This window comes from Flavobacterium sp. A45 (assembly GCF_002001005.1).
GTDB lineage: Bacteria > Bacteroidota > Bacteroidia > Flavobacteriales > Flavobacteriaceae > Flavobacterium.
Map to the genome: position 1 here is coordinate 52,065 of NZ_MUNX01000060.1, position 12,468 is coordinate 64,532.

Annotated in this window: 6 protein-coding genes; 2 read left to right on the forward strand and 4 right to left on the reverse strand. The window is 35.8% G+C overall.

The genetic code is table 11. The annotated features are described in order from the left end of the window. Positions 1-87: 87 nt before the first annotated feature. The 3 genes from B0E44_RS05345 to B0E44_RS05355 form a co-directional block, all read right to left on the reverse strand. On the reverse strand, positions 88-2,025 hold the full coding sequence (locus B0E44_RS05345) for an OmpA family protein (RefSeq protein ID WP_077371202.1): 1,938 nt from the start codon (positions 2,023-2,025) through the stop codon (positions 88-90). 14 nt (positions 2,026-2,039) lie between these two features. After that, positions 2,040-2,948 (reverse strand): type IX secretion system membrane protein PorP/SprF, encoded by a 909-nt coding sequence (locus tag B0E44_RS05350; RefSeq protein WP_077371204.1) that lies wholly within the window; start codon positions 2,946-2,948, stop codon positions 2,040-2,042. A gap of 64 nt (positions 2,949-3,012) precedes the next feature. Then, positions 3,013-9,384, reverse strand: a complete 6,372-nt coding sequence (locus B0E44_RS05355) for a gliding motility-associated C-terminal domain-containing protein (RefSeq protein WP_077371206.1) — start codon at positions 9,382-9,384, stop codon at positions 3,013-3,015. A gap of 372 nt (positions 9,385-9,756) precedes the next feature. Here B0E44_RS05355 and B0E44_RS05360 point away from each other — a divergent pair, with 372 nt between their 5' ends. Further along, complete coding sequence (locus B0E44_RS05360) at positions 9,757-11,232, forward strand: HAMP domain-containing sensor histidine kinase (protein WP_077371208.1); 1,476 nt, start codon at positions 9,757-9,759, stop codon at positions 11,230-11,232. Here B0E44_RS05360 and B0E44_RS05365 read toward each other — a convergent pair whose 3' ends face one another. After that, positions 11,233-11,865 carry a response regulator transcription factor gene (locus tag B0E44_RS05365; protein ID WP_077371210.1) on the reverse strand — a complete coding sequence of 211 codons (633 nt, stop codon included), beginning with the start codon at positions 11,863-11,865 and terminating at the stop codon, positions 11,233-11,235. It lies immediately after the preceding gene. A 211-nt stretch (positions 11,866-12,076) separates the two neighbouring features. On the opposite strand from B0E44_RS05365, the gene B0E44_RS05370 reads away from it, so the two are divergent. Then, positions 12,077-12,289, forward strand: a complete 213-nt coding sequence (locus B0E44_RS05370; RefSeq protein WP_077371212.1) for a hypothetical protein — start codon at positions 12,077-12,079, stop codon at positions 12,287-12,289. Positions 12,290-12,468 lie beyond the last annotated feature (179 nt).

Consider the following 12,468-nt stretch of genomic DNA (forward strand, 5'->3'; position numbering starts at 1 on the left):
TATAATAGCATCTACAAGACTCTTTTTTACTTTTAAATTTAAGTCCAAAAGATTAAACTTTTTATAAAGGAAACCTTGTGGGGTCTATTACTTAACTATAATAAATTCACTTCTTCTGTTGACTTGATGTTCAGCTTCCGAACATTTAACACCATCAGAACATTTATTAAGCAACTGGGATTCTCCGTATCCTTTTGCAGTCAAGCGCTTTTTGTTAATTCCATTTTTTGCTAACCATGCCATTGTTGATTTTGCTCTTCGATCAGACAGCTTTTTGTTATAATCCGCAGTATTTCTGCAATCAGTATGGGATCGAATATCTACTTTTATGTTTGGATTTTGTTGCATTACATCCAAAATTTTAGCTAATTCTATAGCTGCGTCAGGTCGAATGTTAGATTTATTCAAATCAAATAGAATTGTTTTTAATTCTAATACTATTGCTAAATCATCACCAATTTTTAATTCCTTAACTGATTTATCCAACATCAATGGCACGAATGTTGTTCCGGATTCACCTGCAATAACCACTGGTACTTCAATAGTATTGTAGGCTTCCTTTTCTGCTTTAATGTAATATTTGGTATTACATCCAACTGGTCCAAAATCAAATTCTCCCTTGTTATTAGCCATGACTACTTTTAGCATTTTATACTCGCTATCAAACAAAGTTACTTTTGATCCATCAAGTGATATTCCCGATGCTTTATCGGTTACTTTTCCAGCTAAAAATTGTTCACAAGGATATTGTATTTTTTTAAGTTCTTTGAACTTATAAATGTCATCATTACCCACACCTCCGTCCCTATTGGAGGTAAAATAACCAAGTCGTGTAACTGAATTAATCAAGAAACCAAAATCATCTTTGGGACTATTCAATGTTTCACCCACATTTAATACTTTTTTATACCACTTTTCATTTTCTACTTTATAGACAAATACGTCAAGGCCACCTAGACCCGGATGTCCATCTGAAGCGAAATAAAGTTCATTGTCTTCTGTAATAAATGGAAATGTTTCCCTCCCTTCCGTATTAATGATATCGCCTAGGTTTTCGGGTGTTCCAAAACTGCCGTCAAGATTAATGGCCACTTTAAAAATATCCGATTGTCCTAAAGTACTTGGCATATCAGATGCAAAATATAAATATTTCTCATCTGGGCTTAAAGCAGGATGTGCCACATTGTAATTGTCACTATTAAACGGTAATTCCGTTATATTCTCCCAAGTCCCTTTCTTTAATGTTGCTCTATATATTTTCAGTAATATGGTTCCGTCTTTATCTTTTCCTTTTTTTTCTAAATAGTTGTTTCTGGTAAAATAAACAGTTTCGCCATTTTTTGTGAAAACAGCTGTTGATTCATTGAACTTAGAGTTAATATTTCCAGAAATATGTTCAGCTGTTGAGAGTGTTTCATACTCGTTTTTATCGGCCATATAGAGGTTTGTGTAACCTTCACCTGTCCAAGAATCCTTTCTTTCGTATATTCTTCCATTGGGTCTGGCTGAGCTAAAAACTATTTTGTCTCCAAAAAAAGAACTTCCAAAATCAGAATATTCAGTATTAATTCCGGCATTTTCTATAGTATATCGTCCAGAATTTTTCTTGATTATAGCCAAATAGTCTTTTTGTTCAATTGCTAATTTTGCTCTTCGCTCATTAGTATTCATTTGACTGAATTTTGCCATCATTTGATCAGCGGTATCATACTCTTTAATTGCTTTTAAGGATTGTGCATAACGATAATAATATTCTGGACTTAAATCGGGAGCCAAAGAATATAATTCGCCGTACCACTTGGCGGCATTCTGCAAATCTGCTTTAAAATAATAGGAGTTTCCTAATTTTTCTATAATATCTGCTGATTTGTATCCTTTCTCAAACAGTCGTTCATACGTTTTTATGGCATCAACATAGGCAAATTGGCTGTATTCTTTATCTCCTTTAGCTAAACTTGACTTTTGCGAATATACATTCACCACACAAATGATAAACACAATATAATAGGTAGTTATTTTTTTCATAATCGTCTCGTTTTTTAGAAAAATCTAGGTGATACAACTCTCTCTTGTTTTTTGAACAACTCAAATCGCAAAAATATTTCATGCGAACCCGAATTGTAATTGGCTAATTTGGTTGTCTCTAAATCATAACCATATCCAATATACAACCCCTGACTGACTTGAAAGCCGGCCATAAAACTCACGGCTGCATCCCACCTCCATGCTGCACCCAAAACAAATTTTTCATTAAATAAAAAATTTGCTGATAAATCTACTTGCAATGGAGAACCCGCAGTTGTTTTACACATAAAGGCAGGTTTGAATTGAATGCTGGAACTTAAATCAAAAACATAACCTCCTATCAAATAATAGTGCATACGCTCTAATGAAGTCGCCGAAGCATTATCGTTATAAAGATTGGTTTCCAGAAAATTAGGAACTGACAACCCTAAATAAAGTTTGTCTGAGTAAAAATAAAGTCCTGCACCGATATTGGGTGAAAATTCATTGTCAATATTATTTTGAAATTTTGGATCATTCAAATTGTATCGATTCAGTTTTGTATAATCTACATTCAACAAATGGGCTGTTCCTTTCAGTCCTACTGACAATCTATAAACACTCGAAGTTTGAATGGTATAAGATACATCGGCAGAAATTGAAGACTCGTCTGATGCCCCAATTCTGTCATTTACAAAAGACAACCCAACGCCTATATTTGAATTTTCGATTGGAGTATTTACTGAGAGCGTATTGGTTACTGGGGCTCCATCAAGTCCTACCCATTGGGTTCTATGCAAGCCGAAAATGCTGGTCACTCCGCGACTGCCTGCATATGCAGGATTGATATTAATTGTATTATACATGTAATTTGTATATTGGGCGTCTTGTTGTGCATATATCGATATATTCACTAACAATAAAATAATTACTAGGTTTTTCATATGTAGATATTTATTGTTTTTTTTTATCTGAAGAAATAATAATGATGACTCGAAAATTTTTAAATTAATCTCTGCTTAAATCCAAATAACCCGATTTATCAATTCCATTACCACTAAAATCTTCGTACTTAACAATATAAAAATATGTCCCGCTTGGTAACCCTTCCGATTTATTGACTGTTACCCTCCCCTCAGAAATACCGCTAAAAATTACAGTATCGTTATTATACCCTTCGGCCTCATATACCTTAACTCCCCAACGATTAAAGATTTCCACTGTGTTTTTTGGATAACATTCTATGCCTAGAATGCGGAAGAAATCATTTAAACCATCACCATCAGGAGATACAGCATTAAATACTTCCAGACTACAACCATCAATGCCCAAAACTGTAGGTTCATCTTGTAAAGGACTATCATCATCTGACATATCGACAACTTCTACTCCAGACGGGGTTGTTCCTTTCACTAAAGCCTGATTGCTTACAGTTCCTTTGATAATGTCTTGCAGAGTTAAATGATAAAGGCCATGAAACGATGCACCATCTGTTGCTCCTACTGCTAAGTCTATTGGCCCACCCATAATTACAATTCCTGGTAAAGCATCAGTAAGGGTGACATTTGTAAGAGGTAGATTTCCAGTATTCATAACTGTGAAGGAATAACTTATTGTTTCTCCTATTTCTGCATACCCATCTCCATTATTATCATCAAAGACCGCTTTTTTTACAATTGCTATAGAAGGCGCTTGAGGGATAGCGGTTATTGTACAAGTCGGGCAATTAGAGTTTGTTGGACATACAATACACGGAGTAGGATCTTCTGAAAAAGCTGTAATTGTTGCGTTTGCGGAAGAAATCGCTGATGCTAAAGCTGAGTTATAAACATATCCTAATGCTATATCTGTATTTGTAATTGGATACACTGCCGTGAAAGTGATACCATCAGAGGCACCAGCGGCCAATATGTTCAAAATCCCTCGAACTGTAGGTACATTATCATCTTTTATTGTAATGTTTCGTATAGCAGTATTAGCTGTGTTACTTATCGTAAACGTATAGTTTACAACATCGCCTATATTTGCTATGCCATCTTTATTCTTATCTTCATAAACACCCTCTTTCATGATTTTAATACTACTCTGTGCATTCAGTGTTGTTACTGTTGGGGTGTCGTTGGTAATTGTTGTCCCTGAAATATCCGTAACTGTTCCGTTGGCTGGTGTAGTTCCCGCTACCGTGGCACTATTGGTCACTTGCCCAGCATCAATATCGGATTGTTTGATTGTATAGGTTACGGTAGCAGTTCCCGTGGCATTTGGTGCCAATATGCTTGGGGTCACCGCTAAATTTACACTATTGGTCAAAGCATCATTGACAATGATATTACTCAAAGTGATATTTCCAGTATTGGTAACAGTGAAGGTATAGGCAATCAAATCACCCAAAGTTCCGGTTCCTCCTATGGCGCCCACTTTTACCAAAGCGATGCTTGGATTTGGAGTAAGCGGCGTTACTGTCGGGGTGTCGGTAGTAATTGTTGTTCCCGAAGTATCGGTTACAGTTCCACCCGTTGGTGTAGTTCCCGTTACCGTGGCACTGTTGGTCACTTGCCCAGCATCAATATCGGATTGTTTGATTGTATAGGTTGCAGTAGCAGTTCCCGTGGCATTTGGTGACAATATGCTCGGGCTAACCGCCAAATTCACGCTATTGGTCAAATCATCATTGACAATGATATTGCTCAAGGTGGTATTTCCTGTATTGGTAACAGTGAAGGTATAGGTAACCAAATCACCTACAGTACGGGTTCCTCCTACGGCGCCCACTTTTACCAAAGCGATGCTTGGATTTGGAGTAAGTGGCGTTACTGTCGGGGTGTCGGTCGTAATTGTTATCCCCGAAGTATCGGTTACGGTTCCACCCGTTGGTGTAGTTCCCGTTACCGTGGCACTATTGGTCACTTGCCCAGCATCAATATCGGATTGTTTGATTGTATAGGTTACGGTAGCAGTTCCCGTGGCATTTGGTGCCAATATGCTTGGGGTCACCGCTAAATTCACGCTGTTCGTCATAACATCATTGACAATGATATTGCTCAAGGTGGTATTTCCAGTATTGGTAACTGTAAAACCATAAGTGATAGCATCACCTACTGTACCTGTTCCTCCTACGGCGCCCACTTTTACCAAAGCGATGCTTGGATTTGGCGTAAGCGGCGTTACTGTCGGGGTGTCGGTAGTAATTGTTGTCCCCGAAGTATCGGTTACAGTTCCGCCCGTTGGTGTAGTTCCCGTTACCGTGGCACTATTGGTCACTTGCCCAGCATCAATATCGGATTGTTTGATTGTATAGGTTACGGTAGCGGTTCCCGTGGCATTTGGTGCCAATATGCTCGGGCTAACCGCCAAATTCACGCTGTTCGTCAAAACATCATTGATAACAATATTACTTAATGTGGTATTTCCTGTATTGGTAACAGTGAAGGTATAGGTAATCATATCTCCTGCCGATCCTGACCCTTCAACCGATCCACTTTTCACCACTGCAATGCTAGGATTTGGAGTCAGTATAGTTTCAGTTGGGGTATCGTTGATAATTGTTGTGCCAGAAGTATCGGTCACCGTTCCGCCCGTTGGCTTAGTTGCTGTTACAGTGGCGCTGTTAGTCACTTTGCCGGTATCCATATCCGATTGTTGAATAGTATAACTTGCCGTTGCAGTTCCTATTCCATTTGGTACTAATGTACTTGGAGTCACCATCAGATTCACACTGTTTGTCAAAGCATCATTAATGAAGATATTACTCAAGCTGGTATTTCCTGTATTGGTAACCGTAAAAGTATAAGAGATTATATAACCTACTTCACCGGTTCCACCTATTACTCCAGTTTTCACCAAAGCAATACTTGGACTTGGTGTCAAAGTGGTTACTGTTGGGGTATCGTTGGCAATCGTTGTGCCCGAAGTATCGGTCACCGTTCCACCCGTTGGAGTAGTTCCTGTTACCGTGGCGCTGTTAGTCACCTGCCCTGTATTCACATCGACTTGCTGGATTGTATAAGTAGCAGTTGCGGTCCCTACAGCATTTGGAGCCAATGTGCTTGGAGTTACTGCTAAGTTTGTACTTGCAGTCAATGCGTCGTCAATAAAAATGTTAGTCAATGTAGTATTCCCGGTGTTTGTCACCGTAAAAGTATAAGTAATCACATCTCCTACTGTTCCAGTTCCGCTAACCGCTCCAGTTTTTACCACAGCAATACTTGGGCTTGGAGTCAAAGTAGTTATTGTCGGGGTATCATTTGTAATCGTTGTTCCCGAAGTATCAGTCACCGTTCCACCCGTTGGAGTAGTTCCTGTTACCGTGGCGCTGTTAGTCACCTGCCCTGTATTCACATCGACTTGCTGGATTGTATAAGTTGCAGTTACAGTACCTACAGCATTTGGAGCCAATGTGCTTGGAGTTACCGCCAAATTCACACTATTGGTCAAAGCATCATCGATAACAATATTACTTAATGTGGTATTACCAGTGTTGGTCACTGTGAAAGTATAGGTAATCAAATCTCCGGCCATTCCGCTACCTCCCACTGCTCCAACTTTTACCAAAGCGATACTTGAAGAAGACACAAAAACTGTAACTGTAGCTGTATCACAATTTGCAGGATTTATTTTTTCACAAATAGTATAATCTATAGTATAAGTTCCTCCTGGAGTATTCGGTGCTACCATTACACTTCCGTCAGTATTTACCGTGAGTGGTCCATTTAGAAGAGAAGTCAAAACAACATCCGATGGATTTACCGGATTCCCGTTTAAAGTATCATTAGAATAAACATTAATACCTGCATTACCTCCAGTTGCTCCATAAATTGTTCCTGTGTTGGTGTCATTTACTGCATCAATTACCGCTGCAGTTACATTTACTGTTACTGTAGCCGAATCACAAGTCAATGAATTTAATTTGTAGCAAATTTGGTAAGTAATAGTATAATTACCCGCAGGAGTTCCCGCAGGAATACTCACCACACCAGTCACAGGATCTACAAAAGGTACTGGTGCTCCAACTGTCATTGGTACAGCGGGAGTAATTACTGTTAAGTCAATGTCACTTATTGCGACTGGATTTCCATCTTTAGTATCATTTGTCAATACATTCCCTAAATTAGGGTTACCAATAGATCCAACAATTGGCGAAAAAGGATCATCGACAGCATCGATAACGGCACAAAATAATGTCCCCCCACTAGTACTTGCCGTGTTAATAAATGCTCCATATACATTAATGTCATTGATAACACTTGCAAGAGACCCAACACTAATCCTGATTTCATCAAAAGTTTGAGACGCTTGGAAACCTACATTATAAATACCCGAACCTGAGCCATAAGGTGTCAATAAAGATAGATTCAGTAACTGTAAAGCACTTTTTGATTCTCTTAAAGCCCCATCCAAATATGTGGAAATAGTCAAAGAACTAAATAAATCCAACTGAATTAAACTATTTAAATCTTTTATGGTAAATCCGGCAAAAGTTCCCACTGGATATGTAGATAGCTGATCCAGAACAGCGATGGAAGCAGGTGTTATTACTCCCGCCGTAACCAAAATAGTAGCAAAATCTGTATTGCTTGCTGTCAATACATTATTGGTGTTATTCACGGCACAAGCCACGCAGGCTACTCCATCAACACCTGTCTTACCGCTATCAATGACTACAGGAAATGTTGGATTTGTCAATGCATAAGTCTTGTTACATTCTAAAGTTACCGGACACAATTTTTGAAAAACAGCATTATAAACATTTACGACACCTAAACTTACCGTTGCTGTATTTGCTATAGTAATGCGAGCTTCATCAAAAGATTTAGTCGTTACAAAACCAATAGTCTGTATACTGCTTCCCACCAAAAGATCGGTTCCCACTGCGGCCAATGCAGAATTTCCAAATTTAGTTTCCTGAAGTACTCCATTGAGGTACGTTCTTATAGTAAGAGCATCTAAGGCATTTACATTCAACAATGAAGGATTCTCTAAAGTAAAACCAACAAAAGAACCGATAGGGTAATCTGTTATCTGATCCTTTACCGAAATACTGCCACTGTTTCCGACACTTGCCGTTAAATTAATTTGAGCAAAATTTGATGTATTTTGATCAATTAAATTCTCCGAATTATTTATAGAACAAAGCGCACAAACCAAACCATCAATACCTGTATTTACGCCGTTAATATATACGGGATAAGTTGGAGCCACCATCCCTGTTTGTGTATTACAAACCAAATCTGGTCCGGCACAGAAATTTTCAAAAACTGCACTATAGACTCTTGTTGAACCCAAATTCAAAGCCAATGTTTGGTTAATTGAAATCTGAACTTCATCAAATGATTTAGTCGATACAAAACCTACTTTATATCGACCTGAATTATTTAGCAAAGTACCATTGACAACTAGATTATTCCCAGAGAATTGATCTTGTGGCGCTCCATTTAGATAGGTTGTTATACGTATATTCCCTAAAGCGGAAACATTTAGCAAATTAGAATTTTCGATTTCAAAACCAGCATAAGTACCTGCTGGATAATCCGTAAGTTGATCTTTTACCGAAATACTGCCTGAACTTGCAATACCTGCCGTTAAAGTTATTGTCGCATAATCTCCTGTACTGGAGCTAGTCACATTTTCAGCATTAAAAATATTGCCTACAGTAACACCCGAGACGCCTGTATGGGAAGCCTCTAAGCTCACAGGATAAGTCGGAAGATTCATTGGAGATGCAGTATTGCAGCTTAAGGCTGGGCCTGCACAATAATTTCTGATTACAGGATAATAAACATCAAGAATATTCAATAAGCCAACTAAGCTTCCCACGGAAATTTCAATCGCATCAAAGCTTTTTGTCGTATTGAAACCTAATACATAATTATTACCGGAACTATTGAGCAATCCTACGCCCAAAAGCGAAGACCCTGTAGATGTCTCTCTCAGGACACCATTCAAATAAGTTCTGATTGTAATGGAGCCCAATAAATTTACACTCAACAATCCACTAGTGTTAATCCTGTATCCTGCATAAGTACCTGCAAGATAATCCGTATCATTATCAGTAACTCTATAATTTGCGGAGCCAGCAACACCGATGGGAACAGACGCAGTAGCAAAATTATTCAGATCAGCATCTATAAGTCTTGATGCATTTGAAGCTGAACAAAGCAAACATACACCACTAAGACTACTTGTTGCCGACAAATTGCCAAAAGTGCTGTCAATAAAAGGAAGTGGAGTTTCGGTATTGCATTGAGCCGATATAGTCGTCGTTGCAAATACATAAAATATCATTGAAAGCAATATTCTTCTGAACACTCCTTTAATCAATACTTCTAATGCAATGGATTGATCTAATTGATTAATCGAAAAGCTTGGGTATTTTTTTCTCATAGAATAAAGAATTAAACTTTTTAAATAAGACCAGATTCCTAACTCTTTTTTTTAACAACAAATCGATATTAGGACATAAAAAAACTTTTAACGAACATTTATTATATGTGTATTTTTCGCATATAACATTGGATAGTGACTCAAAGAACTTATTACTACAGTAAATTTATTGCATTATAAAAGAGTATGGTAAAAATTCCCACAAACAAAAACCGATAATTGCATAGAATTAGTACTAGAAGAAAATTAAATTAGTACTATATTTTTGTCAGAATTAATCTAGTTTTAAAATACAGTTCATTCTTACTATAAAAAAGCCAAAAAAATTAACTAAATTTCTTAAATTTCAATTCCAAAAAAACATGAAAGGAAATGACAGAAACTAAGAACAATCCAAAATCAAAAAACCACAATATAATCCTACTCTATATTATACTGTTTTTTTCATGCACATCATTAATCGTCATAAACTACATCACAATTAGAATTTTATCCGCATCAAGGGCATATATAAACGGGGAATCCCATTATTCCAAAGGACAGAATAAAGCCTCTCGCCATTTAATTACTTATTTATACACCGAAAACAACAAAAGTTGGGAATCGTTCAATAAAGAAATAAGCGTTCCTTTGGGAGACCAGTTTGCAAGAGTCGCTTTAACTAAAAACTTAAATGACAGCATCACAAAAATAGGATTTAGAGCTGGGAGAAATAAGGAAGGTGATTTGGATGATTTAATCTGGGTTTTTAAGAATTTTAATTCCGTTCCATTTCTAAAAAAAGCAATTTTAGAATGGACAAATGCTGATGAATCAGTAAATCAACTTCATGCAATGGGTATTGAAGTTCATCAAAAAATTAAATCAGGTAAATTAGATGAACAAACGAAACATAAGCTTTCATCAGAAATCAGTTTAATATGTGAAAGACTAGGTGCAGCAGCAGATAGATTCTCTAATATTGTTGGTGATGGTACCCGGGAAATTAAAGACAATTTAATTATTATAAATATTTTTTTTATATTAATAATAATCAGCACCGTAAGTATTTATTATGTCATCACATTAAAAAAAATAATTGCTTCTGAAAAAGACCTTAAGAGTAAAAAGGCTCAATTACACGATATTATAAAGGACTTAGAAAAAACTAAAATCGAATTGTCTACAGAGATAATTCAACACAAAAAATTAATAGGTACCATAAGCCATGATATAAAGAGTCCATTGAAATATTTGGCAATGACCAATAAATATATTTATGAAGAATCTAAAAGTTATGATGATGAAAAATTTAAGAAAATGACAAAATCTGTTTATTCATCAACGCTCCAATTATTCAATTTCATAGATAGCCTATTAACCTATTCCAAAATATTCTTTGGAGGTAATTCTTCAGAGAATTCAGATTATTTTTTAAAGGAATTGGTGCAGACAAAATGCAATTTATTCCATGAAATTGCGGAAGCTTCCAATAACATTTTAATAAATGAGATCGACAAAAATGTTACCACCAAAATAAACAAGGACATATTATCCGTTATTCTTCATAACATTCTTGACAATGCAATAAAAAACACGGAAGAGGGCGTAATTAAAGTATATAGCCATATTAAAAACAAAAAACTATATGTGGTTGTGGAAGATTCAGGAAAAGGCTTTAAAGAAGAAGACTTAATATATTACAATCAATTAAGCAATCAACAATCTACAGAGAAACTAATGCTTAGAAACAGTGGAATCGGACTACATATGATTGTAGAACTAATTCATATACTTCATGGTGATTTAAAATTTTATAGCGAAGATGGTAAAGGCTCTAAAATCGAAATAATAACGGATTTGAACTAGTCAACCTTTGAATTTTTTAAAAAGCTCAGATAATTCTATAATATTGGTTATATGTGTCTTTTTAAAAATATTTAATTTGTGGGTGCTTACTGTGGTCATTTTTATATCCAATTCATTGGCTATTTCAAGGTTTCCATATCCTTTTACAAGCAGTTCCGCGATTTCAAATTCACGATGTGTAAGATCTTCCAAAGGATTATTACTTTCTCTTTTGTGCTGGGAAAATGCAATAAATTTATCCAAAATATCAGTTGAAATATATTTTCCTCCTTCCAAAACTGTTTTCACAGCTTTAACAATGGTATCACTATCGCTCAACTTGTTCAAATATCCATTGGCTCCGGCTTGGATATAACGAAAAGCATAAATTTCCTCTTCATGTGCAGAAAAAATTAATATTTTCACATCGTTTTGCAGTTCTCGTAAATCATCAACCATATAACATTTTTTCCCGCCAGGCAAATTAATGTCCAATATCACTAAATCGAAACTAGCCTTTCCGCATTCAGCAAGTGCTTCCTGAAAATCATTGGCTCCAAAAATTTGAACACTATCTATTTCATTTTCCAATAAAAGAGACATTCCGGATCTTACAATAAAATGATCATCAACAATAAGTATTTTTTTAATCATATTTAAAAACTAAATTTAAATCAATAAAAAACTATCACAAACGAAATAATAAAACCATCAACAATAGTTTCATTAAAAAAAACTGTAACAAAACAAAGTCCTTCAAACTTTATATCAAAAAATGAAACTTATAAACTACTAATATAAATAAAATTTAATAATATAACTCTGAATATATTAATTTTATTCACAGTGTCAAAAAGTACTTTTTATGGAAAAGACATATTCACTTGACATTCACCCTCGCACGCATATTCTTGCTTTGGCGATGTCCATGAAAGAACAATTGGCGACTGAAGTGGGCTGGTTCACCATTAAAAATTCCTTGGACCATATTACCATCTTCGAATTCAATGCAACAGAAAAAGGAATTGAAAAAATCAAAAATCAAATCAGTAAAGCGTGTGACACGCAGTCAATTTAGATTACCAAAATAGGTGAGATTTGTGATATTTAAAGGATTCTAAATTTGAATTTTTAACAGATCTATCGATTAAAAACTAGAAAAATATAAATTGCATTTGAAATATAAAGTTTTGTAATTTATAAGGAATTCACTTAGTAAATTTCTTTAAATCATTTAATAAAAGGTTCGAATTCTGT

What these genes read in the sequence shown, in the direction of transcription:
- B0E44_RS05370 (WP_077371212.1), top strand. Translation starts at nt 12,077, where the DNA reads ATGGAAAAGACATATTCACTTGACATTCACCCTCGCACGCATATTCTT.
- B0E44_RS05360 (WP_077371208.1), top strand. Translation starts at nt 9,757, where the DNA reads ATGACAGAAACTAAGAACAATCCAAAATCAAAAAACCACAATATAATC.
- B0E44_RS05345 (WP_077371202.1), bottom strand. Translation starts at nt 2,025, where the DNA reads ATGAAAAAAATAACTACCTATTATATTGTGTTTATCATTTGTGTGGTG.
- B0E44_RS05355 (WP_077371206.1), bottom strand. Translation starts at nt 9,384, where the DNA reads ATGAGAAAAAAATACCCAAGCTTTTCGATTAATCAATTAGATCAATCC.
- B0E44_RS05365 (WP_077371210.1), bottom strand. Translation starts at nt 11,865, where the DNA reads ATGATTAAAAAAATACTTATTGTTGATGATCATTTTATTGTAAGATCC.
- B0E44_RS05350 (WP_077371204.1), bottom strand. Translation starts at nt 2,948, where the DNA reads ATGAAAAACCTAGTAATTATTTTATTGTTAGTGAATATATCGATATAT.